Annotated in this window: 16 protein-coding genes; 9 read left to right on the top strand and 7 right to left on the bottom strand. The window is 70.4% G+C overall.

Annotation, left to right across the window (positions count from 1 at the left end; translation table 11 throughout):
- The first annotated feature begins 168 nt into the window (after positions 1 to 168).
- Positions 169 to 1,116 (top strand): endonuclease/exonuclease/phosphatase family protein, encoded by a 948-nt coding sequence (locus Acy02nite_RS15730; RefSeq protein WP_203741260.1) that lies wholly within the window; start codon positions 169 to 171, stop codon positions 1,114 to 1,116.
- A 140-nt stretch (positions 1,117 to 1,256) separates the two neighbouring features.
- Here the strand turns inward: Acy02nite_RS15730 and Acy02nite_RS15725 are convergent, their stop codons facing one another.
- Positions 1,257 to 2,039: an ATP-binding protein gene (locus Acy02nite_RS15725; protein WP_203741258.1), complete on the bottom strand. Its 783-nt coding sequence runs from the start codon at positions 2,037 to 2,039 to the stop codon at positions 1,257 to 1,259.
- A gap of 280 nt (positions 2,040 to 2,319) precedes the next feature.
- On the opposite strand from Acy02nite_RS15725, the gene Acy02nite_RS15720 reads away from it, so the two are divergent.
- Both Acy02nite_RS15720 and Acy02nite_RS15715 read left to right on the top strand, forming a co-directional pair.
- Positions 2,320 to 3,849, top strand: coding sequence for an alpha-L-arabinofuranosidase B (locus tag Acy02nite_RS15720; protein ID WP_239174869.1), 1,530 nt, complete (start codon positions 2,320 to 2,322; stop codon positions 3,847 to 3,849).
- A 339-nt stretch (positions 3,850 to 4,188) separates the two neighbouring features.
- Positions 4,189 to 5,694, top strand: coding sequence for a dolichyl-phosphate-mannose--protein mannosyltransferase (locus Acy02nite_RS15715; RefSeq protein WP_203741256.1), 1,506 nt, complete (start codon positions 4,189 to 4,191; stop codon positions 5,692 to 5,694).
- Between the two features lie 157 nt (positions 5,695 to 5,851).
- On the opposite strand, the gene Acy02nite_RS15710 is transcribed toward Acy02nite_RS15715, so the two are convergent.
- Positions 5,852 to 6,829 carry a GlxA family transcriptional regulator gene (locus tag Acy02nite_RS15710; RefSeq protein ID WP_203741254.1) on the bottom strand — a complete coding sequence of 326 codons (978 nt, stop codon included), beginning with the start codon at positions 6,827 to 6,829 and terminating at the stop codon, positions 5,852 to 5,854.
- 71 nt (positions 6,830 to 6,900) lie between these two features.
- On the opposite strand from Acy02nite_RS15710, the gene Acy02nite_RS15705 reads away from it, so the two are divergent.
- The gene (locus tag Acy02nite_RS15705) at positions 6,901 to 7,866 is read left to right on the top strand and encodes an NADP-dependent oxidoreductase (RefSeq protein WP_239174867.1); all 966 of its coding nucleotides are present in this window, start codon (positions 6,901 to 6,903) and stop codon (positions 7,864 to 7,866) included.
- A 162-nt stretch (positions 7,867 to 8,028) separates the two neighbouring features.
- On the opposite strand, the gene Acy02nite_RS15700 is transcribed toward Acy02nite_RS15705, so the two are convergent.
- Positions 8,029 to 8,517 carry a GNAT family N-acetyltransferase gene (locus Acy02nite_RS15700; protein ID WP_203741253.1) on the bottom strand — a complete coding sequence of 163 codons (489 nt, stop codon included), beginning with the start codon at positions 8,515 to 8,517 and terminating at the stop codon, positions 8,029 to 8,031.
- Between the two features lie 163 nt (positions 8,518 to 8,680).
- Here Acy02nite_RS15700 and Acy02nite_RS15695 point away from each other — a divergent pair, with 163 nt between their 5' ends.
- A complete protein-coding gene (locus Acy02nite_RS15695; protein ID WP_203741252.1) occupies positions 8,681 to 9,058 on the top strand; it encodes a VOC family protein in 378 nt (125 codons plus the stop codon).
- 201 nt (positions 9,059 to 9,259) lie between these two features.
- On the opposite strand, the gene Acy02nite_RS15690 is transcribed toward Acy02nite_RS15695, so the two are convergent.
- On the bottom strand, positions 9,260 to 9,736 hold the full coding sequence (locus tag Acy02nite_RS15690) for a GtrA family protein (protein WP_203741251.1): 477 nt from the start codon (positions 9,734 to 9,736) through the stop codon (positions 9,260 to 9,262).
- Positions 9,737 to 9,922: 186 nt separating this feature from the next.
- Positions 9,923 to 10,879, bottom strand: a complete 957-nt coding sequence (locus Acy02nite_RS15685; RefSeq protein WP_203741250.1) for a DMT family transporter — start codon at positions 10,877 to 10,879, stop codon at positions 9,923 to 9,925.
- Between the two features lie 73 nt (positions 10,880 to 10,952).
- Here Acy02nite_RS15685 and Acy02nite_RS15680 point away from each other — a divergent pair, with 73 nt between their 5' ends.
- Positions 10,953 to 11,873 (top strand): LysR family transcriptional regulator, encoded by a 921-nt coding sequence (locus Acy02nite_RS15680; protein WP_203741249.1) that lies wholly within the window; start codon positions 10,953 to 10,955, stop codon positions 11,871 to 11,873.
- Between the two features lie 79 nt (positions 11,874 to 11,952).
- Complete coding sequence (locus tag Acy02nite_RS15675; protein ID WP_203741248.1) at positions 11,953 to 12,645, top strand: GntR family transcriptional regulator; 693 nt, start codon at positions 11,953 to 11,955, stop codon at positions 12,643 to 12,645.
- Here Acy02nite_RS15675 and Acy02nite_RS15670 read toward each other — a convergent pair.
- Both Acy02nite_RS15670 and Acy02nite_RS15665 read right to left on the bottom strand, forming a co-directional pair.
- On the bottom strand, positions 12,624 to 13,589 hold the full coding sequence (locus Acy02nite_RS15670; protein ID WP_203741246.1) for a 5-oxoprolinase subunit C family protein: 966 nt from the start codon (positions 13,587 to 13,589) through the stop codon (positions 12,624 to 12,626). The genes Acy02nite_RS15675 and Acy02nite_RS15670 overlap by 22 nt on opposite strands.
- Positions 13,586 to 14,206: a 5-oxoprolinase subunit B family protein gene (locus Acy02nite_RS15665; RefSeq protein WP_203741245.1), complete on the bottom strand. Its 621-nt coding sequence runs from the start codon at positions 14,204 to 14,206 to the stop codon at positions 13,586 to 13,588. Before Acy02nite_RS15665 ends, Acy02nite_RS15670 begins: the two co-directional genes overlap by 4 nt.
- Before the next feature lie 123 nt (positions 14,207 to 14,329).
- Here Acy02nite_RS15665 and Acy02nite_RS15660 point away from each other — a divergent pair, with 123 nt between their 5' ends.
- Together Acy02nite_RS15660 and Acy02nite_RS15655 are read left to right on the top strand one after the other, a co-directional pair.
- Complete coding sequence (locus tag Acy02nite_RS15660) at positions 14,330 to 15,637, top strand: MFS transporter (protein ID WP_203741244.1); 1,308 nt, start codon at positions 14,330 to 14,332, stop codon at positions 15,635 to 15,637.
- Positions 15,638 to 15,939: 302 nt separating this feature from the next.
- The gene (locus Acy02nite_RS15655) at positions 15,940 to 16,605 is read left to right on the top strand and encodes a class I SAM-dependent DNA methyltransferase (RefSeq protein ID WP_203741243.1); all 666 of its coding nucleotides are present in this window, start codon (positions 15,940 to 15,942) and stop codon (positions 16,603 to 16,605) included.
- Positions 16,606 to 16,665 lie beyond the last annotated feature (60 nt).

Below are 16,665 nucleotides of genomic sequence, written 5' to 3'. Positions count from 1 at the left end.
GTCCGCCACCACGACCACGGCGGCCCCGGCAGTTGTACTTGAGGAGGTCCGCACCCTGCGCGACCCGGTGCCGCGTGCGCGTTCGTGAGACGTCCCTACCCGGTGAACTCCACGGCGTACCCGAAGCCTCTCACCGACCCAGTTGATGATCTTGGTTAAGGTGACGCGATGAACCTCGCCGTCGTGGCCGACGAGCCCACCCGCACCCGGCGCCGTGTGCGTCCCGCGGACGTGGTGACGGTGGTCGTGGCGGCGCTGCTGGCCGGCGTGATGCTGGGACATCGAGCGTTGCCCGGCCCGGCCGGCTCCGGCCTGGACAGCGCGCTGCCGTGGCTGGCCGTGCCGATTCTGGTGCTGTTCGCCGCCGCGATCCTGTCACGCCGTCCGGTGCCGGTGGCCGCGGCGCTGACGCCGGTGCTGGTCTGGACGCTGATGTTCGGCCCCGACCTGACCGACCGGGCCGCCGCCGGCCCGCACGACCTGCGGGTCGCCTCGCTCAACCTGGGCGCCGCCACCGTGGCGGGTGCGCTCGATCCGTTGGTGGACGCGGCTCCGGATCTGATCGTCCTGCAGGAAATCACCACCACCAACCGGCCTGCCGTAACCGCCCGGCTCAGTGACGCCTACCCGTTCCGTGCGAACGCGGGCACCGTTGCCGTCTTCAGCCGTCTGCCGCTGTCGGACACCGAGCCGGTCGACATCCAGATCGGCTGGACCCGGGCACTGCGCACCACCGTGGCCACGCCGTCCGGCCGGGTCCGGGTCTACGCCGCACACCTGGCGTCGGCCCGTGCGGGCCGCACCGCCGGCCGCAACCGGACGCTGACCGCCCTGGCGGACGTCGTCCGCGCCGATCCCGCGCCGTGCCTGCTGCTCGCCGGGGACCTGAACACCGCCACCACCGACCGGCACTTCGACGTGCTGGCGCCGCTGGCCGACACCCAGGAGGAGGCCGGGGCCGGTTTCGGTTTCACCTGGCCTGCCCGGCTTCCGCTGGTACGTCCCGACCACCTGCTGCAGCGGGGCATGACCACCCGGCGTGCCTGGGTCATCGGTGCGCCCGGCAGCGATCACCGGGCAGTTCTGGCCGATCTCGACAACAACGACCAGGACTGACTGTCCGGGCGTGAACATGCGCCGCCGCGCTGTTCACCTCACCTGCCGGCCACTCCGCCGGCAGGTGAGGGGAGTTGCCGACCAGGGCGGCGCTGCCGTCCGCGGGGACACGCCGGCGAACCGGCGCTCACCGTGGACGGTCAGTTGGCGGCGCTCGCGGTGGGGACCGGGTGCGGCCGCATCAGGGACCAGACGATCTTGCCGCCGGGCGTCATGGTGACGCCCCAATGTGCGCTGGCCGCCGTGATCATGCGCAGGCCACGACCCGTCCCGGGCGCCATGATCGCTCCGGTCGTGGGTGGCCCGCCGGTGACCCGCGGGACTGCGCGGCTGCCGTCCTTCACCGCGATCCGCAGATACTGCCCGGTGTACGCCGTGATCACGTGGAACTCCGTGCCGGCGTGCTGGATGGCGTTGTTCGCCAGCTCGGAGGCGACCAGCCGGGCCGGGTCCCGCAGGTGCGGCAGGTGCCAGTTCACGCAGGCATTGCCGACCATCGAACGGGCGTGACCCGCGCTCTCCGCCGCCGGTGGAAACTTCCGCCGCATCCAGCGGGGCACCTGGGCACGGACGGCAAGCATGGCGAGATGCTCGTCCTCGTAGAGCGCCACGTGGGAACGGAACCCGCCGAGGCCGTCGGTGACCTCCTCGCTGGCCCGGCAGAGCATGACCGGGACACCCCAGTGGGCCTGCGCCTCGTAGGTCACGGTGGCGAACACGCCCAAGTGGGCCGGGTCCGTGTGCCCGAACCAGCTCAGGTCGACGACGACGGCCGCCGGGCACTCCGCGGCGGCCTTGCTCACCGCCAGGTGCACGACGCCCACGCCGGCCAGGGTGAGGTCACCCCGGAGACGGACGGTGCTGACACCGGTGTCCAGGTCGCGTTCGGTGGTCGTAGCTAAAGCGTGAGGGGCTCGTTGCACAACGTCATACACAACGCCTCCGAGGTCGGGCACCGCAACCGGGTCACCCGAATCGGGGAACGGCGTGATGGCCATCGATGCGTTGACAGTCCGGTTACGGCAGTGTTTCAATCGGCGACGTACCCCTGTGAGCGGTAACACATCACGGTCGTCACTGTGGCACCGCACTCCGCCGCAGTAACGATGGTGCTTTTCTTCGTGCGCTCGTTCCCCGTCACCGATGTGCCGACGCTGTGTTGTTAGCGCTCACAACAGTCCCCGTCTCGGAAAAGAGTCCCTGGTGAAAGTAAGAAGCCTCGCGATCGCGGGCATCGTCGCCGCCGGCGTCCTGGTCGTAGCCGGCCCCGCGGAAGCCGCTGTCACCGGCCCGTGCGACATCTACGCCTCCGGCGGCACCCCGTGCGTCGCCGCGCACAGCACCACCCGTGCGCTCTACGGCGCCTACACCGGCGCGCTCTATCAGGTGAGGCGCAACTCCGACGGCGCCACCACCACCATCGCCCCGCTGACGGCGGGAGGTGTCGCCAACGCCGCCGCGCAGGACAGCTTCTGCGCCGGCGCCACCTGCCTGATCACCGTCATCTACGACCAGTCCGGCCATGGCAATCATCTGACCCAGGCACCGCCAGGCGGTTTCCAGGGGCCGGACGTCAACGGCTACGACAACCTGGCGAGCGCCACGGGCGCCCCGGTCACGGTCGGCGGCAAGAAGGCGTACGGCGTCTGGATCTCACCCGGCACCGGTTACCGCAACAACAACACCAACGGGATCGCCACCGGTGACGCCGCCGAGGGCATGTACGCCATCTTCGACGGCACCCACTACAACGGCGGTTGCTGCTTCGACTACGGCAACGCCGAGACCAACAGTCTCGACACCGGCAACGGCCACATGGAGGCGCTCTACTTCGGCACCAGCACCGGCTGGGGCACCGGTGCCGGCAGTGGCCCGTGGATCATGGCAGACCTGGAGAACGGCCTGTTCAGCGGCTACAACGCCGGCAACAACCCGGGCGACCCGACGATCACCCACCGGTTCCTCACCGCCACCCTCAAGGGCGGGCCGAACCAGTGGTCGGTCCGCGGCGGCAACGCGCAGTCCGGCTCGCTGTCGACGTTCTACAGCGGCGTGCGGCCGAACAAGCCGGGCTACAACCCGATGCACAAGGAGGGCGCGATCATCCTCGGCATCGGCGGCGACAACAGCGTCAGCGCGCAGGGAACCTTCTACGAGGGCGTGATGACCTCCGGTTACCCGTCGGACGCCACCGAGAACGCGGTGCAGGCGAACATCACCGCCGCGGGTTACGCCACCACGTCGCCGGCCGGTGGCCCGGCGCTCACCGTCGGATCGTCGGTCTCGTTGCGCGCCACGACGGCCTGCTGCACCACGCGATACCTGGCCCACTCCGGCACCAGCGTCGCCACCCAGGTCGTCACGTCGTCGAGCCCGGCCACACTGAAGGCGCAGGCATCCTTCACCGTCCGCGCCGGTCTGGCGAACAGTTCCTGCGTTTCGTTCGAGTCCAAGGACACCGCCGGTAGTTATCTTCGGCACTCGGGATTCCAGCTGTATCTGAACGCCAACGACAACAGCACGCTGTTCAAGCAGGACGCCACGTTCTGCCCGCAGCCCGGACTCAACGGCCAGGGCAACGCCCTGCGCTCCTTCAACTACCCCACCCGGTATCTCCGGCATTACAACAACACCGGCTACGTCGCCAGCCAGGGCGGCGTGCACACCTTCGACGCCGCGAGCGTCTTCGCCGACGACGTCAGCTGGGTGGTCTCCGGAGGCTGGGCCTCCTGACCCCCCTGAGCCCGCGCCGGGCGCCCGGCCGAGCCCGGCTTCTTCCGGCCGCCTTGCGCCACCCTGCCCGCTTGCGCCCGGCGCGGAATCAGGATCCCTTTCCCGGTACGGCCATGGGCGTCCCGCCTCGTGTGCCCACTGCATGCGCGGAGCGCGCCACGACACCCGCCCTGGACACCGCCGAAGGCGAGGGCGTAGGCGTGGATGAACAGGCGGCCACGAGCACCCCGGCACCACCTGCGGGCACCGGCGAACATTTCCGCCGTCACGTCGGTGCGGGCATGCGAGGAAGGGCGCCCCGCAGGCGTACCGAAATGTTGAATCTCTAGGATCGCCCGAATGACAACGGCGGTGACCGATCCGGTGACACGGGCCAGCGGTGGCGTGCCCGACATCGTGCGACGGCGGCTGGCGACGCTCGAGGACTGGCTCGACCCCTACTCCTGGCTGGTCACCGCCGTTATCACGGTGGCGGCGGGGATCCTGCGACTCGCCGGGATCAGCAACCCCAAGGGGTACGTCTTCGACGAGGTCTACTACCCGACCGACGCCTGGGACATGCTGCAACACGGCGTGGAGTGGGACGAGAAGTCGGACTCCGCCGGTTACGTGGTGCATCCGCCGCTGGGTAAGTGGCTGATCGCGCTCGGGGAGAAGATTTTCGGCAACACCGAGCTGGGGTGGCGTTTCACCGCCGCTCTCGCCGGCACGCTGATGATCCTGATCCTCATCCGGGTCGCGTACCGGATGTTCCACTCGGTCGTGCTCGCCGGGCTGGCCGGCCTGCTGATGACGCTGGACGGCTTCCAACTGGTGCTGTCCCGGACCTCTCTGCTGGACATCTTCCTCGGTCTTTTCGTGCTGGCGTCCTTCGCGGCGATGCTGCTCGACCGGGATCACTACCGGCGTCGCCTGCTGCGGGCGCGGCAGGACGGACCGCTGGAGAAGGCGCCGCGGATCGTGCCGTGGTGGCTGCTCGCCGCCGGAGCGCTGTTCGGACTGGCCTGCGGAGTCAAGTGGAGCGGGCTGTTCTTCCTGCCGTTCTTCGCGGTGCTCATCGTGGCCTGGCGGGTGCAGGCGCGACGGTCGGCCGGGATCCCCGGACCCCTTGCCGGGCTGCTCGGCGACCTCGGCTGGGGACTGGTCAGCTTCGCGTTGAGCTTCGTCTTCTACCTGGCGACCTGGATCGGGTGGTTCGTCACCGACAGCGGCTGGGACCGGCATTACCGCGCACAGCACGGGATGAGTGAGCCTCCGGTGCTGGGCGCACTGCTCAACCTGCTGCACTTCCACCAGGGTGCGTTCGGATTCCACACCGGCCTGACCAAGCCGCACAACTATCAGTCCTGGCCGTGGCAGTGGTTGCTGCTCGGCCGGCCGGTCGCCTTCTACTGGCCGAACAACCCGGGCACCGGCTGCGGCGCGCCGAACTGCATCCGCGAGATCCTGCTGCTCGGCACCCCGATTCTCTGGTGGTCGTTCCTGCCCGCGCTGGCGGTGCTGCTCTGGCTGGCGATCTCGCGACGGGACTGGCGGGCCTACGCGATCCTCACGGGCGCCGCGGCCGGCCTGGTCCCGTGGTTCTACTTCGCGGTGGCCGACAGCCGGACGATGTTTTCCTTCTACGCGCTGCCCGCGTTGCCGTTCCTGATCCTTGCGGTGGTCTACGTGCTGGGCGCCTTGACCGCCGCCCCGCACGGGCAGATGTTCGGCACGGTGGTCACCGGCGTCTACGTGGCGCTGGTGGCGATAAGTTTCGCCTACTTCTATCCGATCTTCGTCGGGGAGCTGATCCCGTACGACTCCTGGATGTCCCGGATGTGGCTGGGCAATCGCTGGATCTGACCTGCTGAACCCCGACAGCCGACCGAGTGGGCGCCACCGGTCGGCAGGGCTGTCGGACCGGTGGCATTGTGGCCCGGGGACGTGGCGGTGTTGACGGAGAGCATCATCCGTACCCGCGAAGGGATGGTCATTTCCCGCACGGCCTGAGACCTCGAGGTCACGACGGGACGGACTGAAGACCTCGGAATGTACGGCGGTAGGCCTGCGGAGTGACGCCCAGCGTGCCGTTCAGATGCTGGCGGAGCAGCGTCGAGCTGCCGAAACCCGCCTCGGCGGCGATCCGCTCGACGGGCATGTCGGTGGTTTCCAACAGCGTGCGCGCCCGGTCGACGCGTTGCGCGATGAGCCACTGCACCGGCGTCACCCCGGTCTCGGCGACGAAGTGGCGACTGAAGGTGCGCTTGCTCATCGACGCGTGCCGCGCCAGGTCGGCGATGGTGAGCGGGCGGTCGAGGTGGCGTAGCGCCCACTGCCGGGTCGGGCCGGTGCCGACGGAGGAGATCGCCGGCGTGGGCCGCTGGATGAACTGCGCCTGCCCGCCGTCGCGCCACGGTGCGACCACGCATGAGCGCGCGGCGTGGTTGGCGACCCGGGTGCCGTGATCCTTCCGGACGATGTGCAGGAACAGGTCGATCCCGGCCGCGGCGCCGGCGGAGGTGAGCACCCGCCCGGCGTCGACGAACAGCACGTCAGGGCGCACCTCGACCTGCGGGAACAGTCGGGCGAGGTCGTCGGCGAGGGACCAGTGGGTGGTCGCGGGGAGGCCGTCGAGCAGGCCGGTCGCGGCGAGGATGAACGCCGACGTGCAGGTGCTGACGATCCGCGTCCCGGGCCGGATCAGGGCCAGCGCCGCGGTGGTCTCCGGATCGGGCTCGCCGGAGCTCAACAGCCGGGCCGACGGTTCCTGGGTGGCGACCACGACAGTATCCGCGCTGTTCAGAGCGGTTTCGTCGTGATCGGTCTCGATCCGGAAACCGGCGTTGGTGGTCACCGGGGTGCCACCGATCGAGCAGGTGGTGACCTCGTACAGGCGCTGCCCGTCCGGGCCGAGCGCCTCGTTGAGCACCCGGGCCGGGATGCCCAGGTCGAACGGGATCACCTGAGGGAGCGCGAGGACGGCGACACGATGCGGCATGGCACGAATCTTACTTTCGTTGCCTCTCGTGCCACTGTTCGCGGGGCTCCGAGTGGCGAAAACTGACGACCATGACAAGCGAGAACACGATGAAAGCCGTCCTGCAGAACAGTTTCGGCGGCCCGGAGGTGCTTTTCGTCGGTGAGGTGGAACGCCCGGCACCGTTACCGACCGAGGTGCTGGTCCGGGTGTACGCCGCCGGGGTGAACCCGGTCGACTGGAAGACCCGTGGCGGCACCGGCATGGCGAGGGTTCTCGGCGAGCCGCCGTTCATCCTGGGGTGGGACGTCGCCGGCGTGGTGGAGGAGATCGGTTACGGCGTGACGACCGTCGCGCCGGGGGACCGGGTGTTCGGGATGCCCTGGTTCCCGCGGTCGGCCGGGGCCTACGCCGAGTACGTGACCGCGCCGGCGCGCCAATTCGTCCGCATGCCTCAGGGCCTCACGTTCGAGCAGGCCGCGGGCGTGCCGCTGGCGGCACTGACGGCGTGGCAGGTACTGGGCGACACCGCGCGGATCGAACCGGGTCAGCGCGTTCTGATCACCGCCGCGGCCGGCGGAGTCGGGCATCTCGCGGTCCAGTTCGCAAAACATCTCGGCGCGTACGTCATCGCGGTGGCCGGGCCCGGCAACCAGGAATGGGTGGCCGGCCTCGGCGCCGACGAGGTCGTCGACTACACCACCAAGCCGCTCGACGAGCAGGTCAGCAACATCGACGTGGCCGTTGAACTGGTCGGCGACAACCTGCCCGTGCTGCGGACCGTACGCCGCGGCGGCCTGCTGGTGCCGGTGCCGTCCGGCGTCGATGCGGAAGCGGCCGAGGCGGCGAAACTTGCCGGCGTACGCGTGGCGCCGTTCCTCGTCGAGCCGGACGGCGCGGCGCTGAGCACCATCGCCGGGTTGATCGACAGTGGTGCCGTCGCCGTCGAGATCGCGCGCGTGCTGCCGCTCGAGCAGGCCGCAGAGGCACACCGGCAGGGCGAGAAAGGCCACACCCGGGGCAAGATCGTTCTGCGCGTACGAGGTGAGCAGGCCTGACAGGCGCGGAGCCCGGCGAGCCTGCGGCCACGCCACACCCCCGCGGTGACGGCCGGTGGGCGGTCGGGCGTGCTCCGCGGTGCGGGGCATGCTCGACCGTGATCGGCGGCAGGACTCAGTCGCGCGGAGGAGAGCGGGGCGAGAGCTCGGCCGGGCTCCGCCTCAGTGGTCGAGGACGAAGACGAACTCCTCCACCCCGTCCTCGGGCTCGGGTTCCAGCGCCTCCTGAGCGTGGTCACGCTGGAAGCCGCACTTCTGCAGGACTCGGACCGAGCCGGCGTTGCTCGCGGCGACGAAGGCGTGCAGCGGGCGGACCGGCATCTCGGCCAGAAGCATCGTGAGCGCTCGCGTCGCCACGCCGCGGCCCCAGTGCTCACGGCCGATCCAGTAGCTGACCAGGCGAAGGTCGCCGTCCTGCCAACTGCCCAGGTTGCCGGCGACGACGCCGTCGGCCAGGATCGTTCGCAGGATCACCGTGTCGTCGCGACGAACCTTCGCCCAGTGGGCGTCGAAGCGCTCACGGTCGCGTGCGGGGAAGACCGCTACTCCAGCCGCCACCGGATCCGCCTGGTGCTCGAAGAAGACGTCGAGATCCTTGTCCTCGACGGCTCGGAGACGCACCTCGGCTGGTGCGTTACCGTTCCCGGTCATTTCTCCCCCGATGGTGGATTCTTACCGCCCTGCCATGGATCGACGTCACGCTACACGGAGCGACGCCGGAGATGGTGCCGTCACGGGGAGAAGCCCGCGATCTTCGCGGACCTCCAGCAGCATCAGGTCGGAAAGTGGCCGGAATCGGCGCGACGATGAGGGCATGACAGCGACGTGGAAGATCGAGCTCATTCCGGTGCCGGTGACCGATGTGGACCGGGCGAAAGCTTTCTACGAGCGGATCGGGTTCAACGCCGACGTCGACCGCACGGTGCGTGAAGGGTTGCGATTCGTGCAGCTCACGCCGCCGGGGTCGGCGTGCTCGATCGCGATCGGCGAGGGCATCACCGAGAAGGCGCCCGGGAGCCAGGAGATCCAGGTAGTGGTCGCCGACGCGCACGCCGCGCGCAAGCACCTGGTGGAGGCGGAAGTCTCCGTCAGCGAGGTCGACGTGCAGCCGTGGGGCAACTTCGTCTACTTTCGCGACCCCGACGGAAACCGGTGGTCGCTCCAGGCGATCGACCGGCGCCCGAACGGCTGAACGAGCCGGCCGCAGCCGCTCGCCGTCCAGCCGCAGCCGCTCGCCGTCCTGGCGCAGCCGGAGCCGCAGCCGCTCGTCGTCCGACCGCAGCCGCTTGCCGTGCGGCCGTAGCCGTAGCCGAGTCCAGGCCGGTCGCGGCGGCTGTCCCGTCCGCCGTTGTCCCGTTGCGGTGCCGGCTGGTGGAGATTTCCGCCGGACGGGTTATCGCTGGCGGAAGACCCACCAGCGGGACGCCGAGTACGTGAAGGCGGCGACGAAGCCGGAGGCGGCGATGCGGGCGGCGGCAAGGGGGAGGCCCAGCGCGGCCAGGCCCGTGGTGACGCCGACGGTGATGACGTAGTCGCCGACGAAGACCGCGACGTAGCGGAGAGCCTGCGGCCCGGCCGGCGCGTGCGAGCGGAAGTTGACCGTCCGGTTGAGAACGAAGTTCAGGACGAACGCCGCCAGGTACGCGATCGACACCGCCACCGGTTTCGGCAGCGGGGTCCAGTGCCGCAGGACCGCCAGCAGCGCAAGGTCGACAGCGAAGGTGAACGAGCCGAGGATGGCGAAACCGGCCATGTCGCGCGTGACCACCCGGCGGACGCGGGGAGGTAACCGGTCGGCCCAGGCGGTGAGGAGATCGCCGGCCCGGTCGGACCATCGGATGTCGGTGGTGCTTCGCTCCTGAACCGCCATCCCCGCATCGTCTCGGTCGGGCGACGCTCCCCGGCGCGTCGGCTCGGCGCAACGGTACTTGGTGATGGTGGAACGGCGAGCCCGGTGAGCGAACAGCCGGAGAACGTTTCGCGGGCGGGAGATGGCGCTTTCGGCACGGTCCGCGGGAGGGGCCGGTGGATCCGCTTCTGTGCTGCGGGGGAGGCGTCACGGGTGCGTCTGTGGTGCCGGGGTGGCATCACGGGCGGCGATGGCTGCGGGAGGTTCGGCGAGAGAGGGCGGCCTGCCGGCGTACCGGGGCAATGTGGTTCGGGGTTTGATCTGCAGGACGACGACGCAGGACAGGACGAGGACGCCGCCCAGCAGTTGAACGGGAGTCAGCGACTCGCCCAGGGTGAGCGCCGCCAGGGCGGTGGTGACGACCGGCTCGAACGTGGACAGGATGGCGGCCGTCGTCGGGCCAGCCCGTCTCAGGCCGGCGAAGAATGTCAACATCGCGGTGACGGTGGAAATCACCGCTATGCAGGTCAGCCAGAGCCATGCCGACGGCGGGAAGTCGAAGGAGACCCCGCCGAGGAGCAGAGCTCGCGCGCCCAGCGTGGCGGCGGCACCGGCCATCACCAGCGTGGCGAGGAGCACCGGCGTCAAGCGCCGGACGACGGTGTCGGCGACCAAGATGTAAACGGTGTACGTCACCGCGGCGCCGAGGCCGAGAAGGACACCGACCGGCTGGACGGCTCCCGTTCCGGCGCCGAGCAGGACCAGCAGGGTCCCGGCCGAAGCGGCCGTCAGTGCGACGACCCGCGCGGGGGTGAGCCGGTCCCGGCCGAGAAGCGCCGCCGCCACCGTGACCATCATCGGGAATGTGTAGAGGATCAGGGACAGCAGTGAGGCGTCCATAGTCCTCAGCGCCGAGAAATACAGGCTGGCCTGAGCGGCATAACCGATCGCGCCCAGTCCGAGCGCGGTCACCAGCACCCGGCCCCGCACCGGCTGCCTTTCGCCGCGGCGGAACACCAGAACCATCCCCAGCAGTACGGCGGAGAGCGTGAATCGCACGAGCAACAGCGCCTCCGGCGTGACGCCGGCGTCGTAGGCGAGTTTGCCGAAGATCGCCATCGCGCCGAAGCAGGCCGCGGAGACCAGACACAGTGCTGCACCCATGGCTCTCAGCGTCCGGCACCCGATTGGACAGGTCCAGCGATGATTTCCGGTGCTGATTCGTTAGGATTTCCGCATGGTCGCCTGGGATCTGCGGCGGTTGCGGTTCCTTCGCGAGTTCGAGGAGCGCGGCACGCTGGGCGCGGTGGCCACGGCCCTGGGGTACAGCCCGTCGACGGTTTCGCAGCAACTGGCGTTGCTGGAGAAAGATGCCGGCATGCCGCTGCTCGAGAAGGCCGGCCGGGGCCTGCGGCTCAACGACGCCGGGCGACTGCTCGTGCAGCACACCCGTGTCCTGCTCGCCGCGGCCGAGGCGGCCGAGGCGGATCTGGCCGCACTCGGCGGAGACGTTCGCGGGACGGTGCGGGCCGGTGGGCTGCAGTCGGCGGCGCGACGGCTGCTGGTGCCGGCGGTGGCGACGATGATGGCCGGCCACCCGCGCGTCCGGGTGGAAATCTTCGAACTCGAAATCGAGCAGGCGTTGCCGGGTCTGCGGCTCGGCGCCGTCGACCTGGTGATCGGTGACGAGTATGACGGGCATCCACGTCCGAGACCGGCGGGTCTGCGCTTCGCGGTGGTGCTGGAGGAGCCGATCAAGGTGGTGCTGCCGGCGGCGCATCCCCTCGCGCGGGGCGGCGGGCCGGTGGCGATCGCCGGGCTGCGGAACGAGGTCTGGACGTCGTCGGCGGAAGGCACCGGGCACCACGCCATGGTGGAAAGTACCTGCCGGGCGCTGGGTGGATACGAGCCTGACCTGCGCCATCGCTCCAACGACGCGGATGTGCAGCTGGAACTCGTGCGGGTCGGGGCGGCGGTGGCGCTCATGCCGCCGCTCGCTCTTCCGTCCGGCGATCATGGTCTGGCGGTACGGGACGTGGCCGAGACCGCGTTGAGACGGCGCCTCATCGTGGTCACCCGGGAGACACCGCCCGCGCCGGCGCTGACCGCCCTTCTCGGCGCGGTGACCGAGCACGCCGCAGCCGTCAGGTCCGCCTGATGACGCGGCCGGCCACGCGCGTGCGGGCTGATCACGTGGCCCGTCACCGTACCGGGAAGGATTGTTCTACGATCTGGTCGTGACTGAGGAGTGGGGTGCCCGGCTCGCCGGCGATCGGGCGCTGCTGGACCGCGGCAGCACGGCGGAACGGGTGGCGGACATCCTGCGGCAACGGATCACCGAAGGGGTGTTCCTGCCCGGCACCCGGCTCAGCGAGGAGAGCCTGCGCGAGGCGCTCGGCATCTCCCGCAACACGCTGCGCGAGGCGTTCCGGCTGCTCGCCCACGAGGGCCTGCTGGAACACCAGCTCAACCGCGGTGTCTTCGTCCGGTTGCTGAGCACCGCCGACATCCGGGACCTGTACGCGATCCGCCGCATCCTGGAGTGCGGCGCCCTGCGGAACCTTTCGACGGTGCCCGCGGAGGCGGCGGCAGAAGCCGGCGCGGCGATCGAGGCGGCGGAGACGGCAGCGGCACGGGGCGACTGGGGTGCGGTCGGCACCGCGAACATGCGGTTCCACCAGGCGATCGCCGATCTGTCCGGCAGCCGCCGAGTGGCCGAGACGGTCCGTGGTCTGCTGGCCGAGCTGCGTCTGGTCTTTCTCGTGGTGGCCGACCCGAGGCAGCTGCACGAGCCGTATCTTGCCGGGAACCGCGCACTCTACGAGTTGCTCGCCGCGGGTGACGCGCGTGCCGCGGAGGAGGCGCTGCAACGCTACTTCGACGACGCGGAGGCGCAACTCCTGGCCGCCTACGCCCCCGCGGCGGGGTGATCACCGACCGGTGCCAGGCGCTCCTGACGAAGGCTGTCGCGGTCCCCAGCCGGGCGCTCCGACGAAGGCTGTCGCGGTCCTCGGCCGGGCGCTCTGACGAAGGTGATCGCGGTCCCCGGCCGGGCCTGGCCGAGCAGGTCGACGTCGCCCGGGTCGACCACCCCGATCACCGGATAGCCACCCGTGGTCGGGTGGTCGGCCAGGAAGATCAGCGGCTGCCCGTTCGCCGGCACCTGGATCGCGCCGAGCACGAGCCCTTCGCTGGGCAACTCACCGTCGACCGCCCGGGTCAGCGGCGCCCCGGTCAGTCGCGCGCCGACCCGGTCCGTCTCGGGCGACACGCGATAGACCGCCGTGAACAGCGTCGTCACGGCCTCCGTGGTGAACCAGTCCTCGCGCGGCCCGGGCCAGACACGTAACCGCAGCTCCCGAGCGGGCGGTGGATAGGGTGCGAGGTCCACCCCGGGCGGCGGCCCGAGCACCGGCCCGAGGGGCAGCACGTCGCCGTCGCGCACCTGCTCCGGCCCGAGCCCGGAGAGCGTGTCGGTGGCCCGGCTGCCCAGCACCTCCGGCACCACGATCCCGCCGGCGGCGGCCGCATAGACCCGCAACCCCGCGCGCGCCTGACCGATCGTGATCAGTGCTCCGGCAGGCACGGCGAGGGGCAGGCCGGGGTCGGCGGGACGATCGCCGACAGTGACCGCGCACGGCGCGCCGGTGACCGCCACGGTCGTCGCGCGGGTGGCCCGCAGCCGCGCGCCGCCGAGCAGGATTTCCAGGCCGGCTGCGTCGGCAGGGTTGCCCACCAGGCGATTCGCCAGCCGCAGCGCGCCCGCGTCGGCCGCGCCCGACCGCGGCACCCCGAGATGGGCGAACCCGGGCCGGCCGAGGTCCTGCACCGTGGTCCGCACGCCCGCGCGGACCACCTCCAGCGCCGCGCTCACCGGACCTCGACGAATCGGACCGTGGCCCCCGGAGTGAGCAGCGCCGGCGGGTCCTTTTCCAGGTCGAAGAGAATTGCCTCGGTACGGCCGATGCACTGCCACCCGCCCGGCGACGCGCTCGGATACACCCCGCTGTACGGCCCCGCCAGCGCCACCGTCCCGGCCGGCACCCGGGTCCGTGGCGACGAGCGGCGCGCCACGTGATGCCGCGCGTCGAGGCCGGTCAGGTACGCGAAGCCGGGCGCGAACCCGCAGAACGCCACCCGGAACTCGGTACGCGAATGGATCCGCACGACCCCGGCCCGATCGGTGCCCCACAGGTGTGCCACGTCGTCGAGGTCCGCTCCGTCGTACGTCGTCGGGATCTCGATGGTGGTGGAAAGCGTCCCGGCGGCGGACGACGGCGCGTCTGTTGCCCCAGTCTCCACCAGTGACCGGATCCGATCGGGATCGGTGACGCCGTCGACCAGCACCGTGCGCGCCGCCGGAACGATCTCGGCCGCGTCCAGCATGCCGTGCGCCCGGGCGGCCACGAGCAGGTCGTAGGCCGCGAAGACGGCGGCCTCGTCGTCCCATTCGAGGAGGACGGCCGACGGTCCGGCCCGGCGTACGCGCATGGTTGCTCACTTTCCGCAGAGATACACGTTGTTCACATTGAAGTATTGCCGGATTGTTCAACGATTCCTAGAGTGTGGCATACGGCACCACGCAGCCCACGCACACCCCGCAGGGAGCTCGCCATGATTGCCAGTCGCCGCGTCATCCTCGCCAGCCTCGTCGGCACGTCCCTCGAGTGGTACGACTTCTTCCTCTACTCCTCTGCCGCCGCGCTCGTCTTCGGTAAATTGTTCTTTCCGAGCTTCGAGCCGCTCACCGCGACGTTGCTGGCCTTCGCCACGTACGCGGTCGGTTTCGTCGCCCGCCCGCTCGGCGGCATCCTCTTCGGCCACTTCGGCGACCGGACCGGTCGCAAGGGCGTGCTTGTCGCCACGCTCCTGCTGATGGGCGGCGCCACCTTCCTGGTCGGACTGTTGCCCACCCACTCCACGATCGGCGCCGCCGCCCCGATTCTGCTGGTCACCCTGCGTTTTCTTCAGGGACTCGGCCTCGGCGGCGAGTGGGGCGGCGCGGTGGTGATGTCGCTCGAGCACGGCGATCCGCAGCGCCGCGGGCTGTCCGCCGCGTGGCCGCAGGTCGGCGTCCCGGCCGGGAACCTGCTCGCCTCCGGCGTTCTCTGGCTGCTCTCCGCGACCCTTTCGGAGAGTTCCTTTCTCGGCTGGGGATGGCGTATCCCGTTCCTTCTTTCTGGCCTGCTTGTGCTGGTGGGCCTATGGATCCGGGTCGCGGTCACGGAATCGCCGGCGTTTGCGCAGCTCGCTGCGGAGGGCGGCCGCGCGAAACTCCCGTTGATCGAGGTGCTGCGCCGCCATCCGCGCGGGCTGCTGGTCGCGATGGCCGCGCGGATCGGCACCGACGTCGCTTTCTACACCTTCTCCCTGTACGTCTTGACGTACGTCACCGGCACCGTCGGTCTGCCTCGGACGGTGGCGCTGACCGGCGTGCTCGTCGCGTCCGGCCTGCAACTCGTGCTGATCCCGCTGTTCGGCGGCCTGTCCGACCGGGTCGGCCGCCGGCCCGTCTACGCGGCCGGGGCGATCGCGGCCGCGCTCTGGAGTTTCGCCTTCTTCCCGCTGCTCGACACCGCGAACACTGTCGTCATCGTGCTGACCGTGGTGGTGGCGCTCGCGACGCACGCCGCGATGTACGGGCCGCAGGCCGCCTTCGTGGCGGAGCTTTTCTCCACCCGGCTGCGATACTCGGGCGCCTCGATGGGTTACCAGATCGCCGGCATCCTCGGCGGCGCGCTCGCTCCGATCATCGCGATCAAGCTGGTGGCGTCGACCGGGAGCGCGCTCGCGGTCTCCGTCTACGTGGCCGCGGCGCTGGTGCTGACGCTGGTGGCGCTGGCCTTCGCCCCGGAGACGTCCCGCGCCCCGGCCACCGACGACACCCCGGCCCCGCCGACGCAGACGGCGCTCGCGGCGTGATCATCGCGGCGCCGGACGGCGGTCGCGGCGTGATCACCCTGGTTCCGGCGGCGCTTGCGGCGTGACGACAGTGGTCCCGATGTCCCCGGAGCGGGGACGTCGGGATCCTCCTCCGTGTGACGAGCAAAGGCAGGCGGTTTTCTTCTTCTGACAAGCGGACGTGGGGGATGGGGAGTTCCTGGACCGTAGCGGTGCGCGGCGAGTGGGCTTCTTCCTCCGACAAGCGGCGGCAAGTTGTCTCTTTCTTCGCCGGGTCCACGGTAGATTCGCGCCTGCGACAGCGCCGGCGAAAGGTGACGGGGATGGATGCCAGGACCGAGGAGTTGCGGGACGCGCACGACGTGCTCGCCGAGTACTACGCGAAGAACTTCGCCGACCTGCTGGACGACCTGCCTGTCGAACGGGCCGTGCTCGACCTGTTCGCCGAGGTCACCCTTGCGGTCGGCACGGAGGTCGCGGACGTCGGCTGCGGCACCGGGCGGCTCCTTCCCTACCTCGCGAGCCGGGGACTGTCGCCGCGCGGGGTGGACCTCTCACCGAAGATGATCGAGGTGGCGCGGCGGGACAATCCCGGTTTCCCGTACGAGGTGGCGGACCTGCGCGAGCTGCCCTTCGCGGATGCGGCACTGGCGGGAGTGGTGTGCTGGTTCTCGCTGATCTACCTGGCTCCCGAGGCGCGGGTGCCCGCGTTCACCGAGCTCGCGCGTGTGGTGAGGCCGGGCGGTCACCTGGTCACGGCGTACAAGCTCGGCGACGGCACCCTGCTTCGCGAGGGAGCCAGCACCCAGCTCGGGGTCAACTTCGACAGGTACTTCCTGTCCGCGCGGGAGATGGAGGACCGGTTCGCAGCCGCCGGGTTCACCCTCGTCTTCCAGGGCAGCATTCCGGCCGAGGGCAACGAGCCGCCCTACGGCTACCTGCTGGTCCGCCGGACCGCGGACGCTGAGGCCGTGGCTGCCGCAGCCTGATCAGTTCTGGTGGAGGACGCCGGTGTCCATGCTGCCGGCGGTGAGGCCGGGGGTGCTGCC

The sequence above is a fragment of the Actinoplanes cyaneus genome, assembly GCF_016862095.1.
GTDB lineage: Bacteria > Actinomycetota > Actinomycetes > Mycobacteriales > Micromonosporaceae > Actinoplanes > Actinoplanes cyaneus.
Note: the sequence above shows the minus strand (reverse complement) of the source record. Positions and strands in the feature narration are given on the sequence as shown.

Coding starts and splice junctions, on each gene's coding strand:
- Acy02nite_RS15655 (WP_203741243.1), top strand. CDS start 15,940: ATGGATGCCAGGACCGAGGAGTTGCGGGACGCGCACGACGTGCTCGCC.
- Acy02nite_RS15715 (WP_203741256.1), top strand. CDS start 4,189: ATGACAACGGCGGTGACCGATCCGGTGACACGGGCCAGCGGTGGCGTG.
- Acy02nite_RS15690 (WP_203741251.1), bottom strand. CDS start 9,736: ATGGCGGTTCAGGAGCGAAGCACCACCGACATCCGATGGTCCGACCGG.
- Acy02nite_RS15685 (WP_203741250.1), bottom strand. CDS start 10,879: ATGGGTGCAGCACTGTGTCTGGTCTCCGCGGCCTGCTTCGGCGCGATG.
- Acy02nite_RS15665 (WP_203741245.1), bottom strand. CDS start 14,206: ATGCGCGTACGCCGGGCCGGACCGTCGGCCGTCCTCCTCGAATGGGAC.
- Acy02nite_RS15730 (WP_203741260.1), top strand. CDS start 169: ATGAACCTCGCCGTCGTGGCCGACGAGCCCACCCGCACCCGGCGCCGT.
- Acy02nite_RS15700 (WP_203741253.1), bottom strand. CDS start 8,517: ATGACCGGGAACGGTAACGCACCAGCCGAGGTGCGTCTCCGAGCCGTC.
- Acy02nite_RS15680 (WP_203741249.1), top strand. CDS start 10,953: ATGGTCGCCTGGGATCTGCGGCGGTTGCGGTTCCTTCGCGAGTTCGAG.
- Acy02nite_RS15660 (WP_203741244.1), top strand. CDS start 14,330: ATGATTGCCAGTCGCCGCGTCATCCTCGCCAGCCTCGTCGGCACGTCC.
- Acy02nite_RS15695 (WP_203741252.1), top strand. CDS start 8,681: ATGACAGCGACGTGGAAGATCGAGCTCATTCCGGTGCCGGTGACCGAT.
- Acy02nite_RS15705 (WP_239174867.1), top strand. CDS start 6,901: ATGACAAGCGAGAACACGATGAAAGCCGTCCTGCAGAACAGTTTCGGC.
- Acy02nite_RS15710 (WP_203741254.1), bottom strand. CDS start 6,829: ATGCCGCATCGTGTCGCCGTCCTCGCGCTCCCTCAGGTGATCCCGTTC.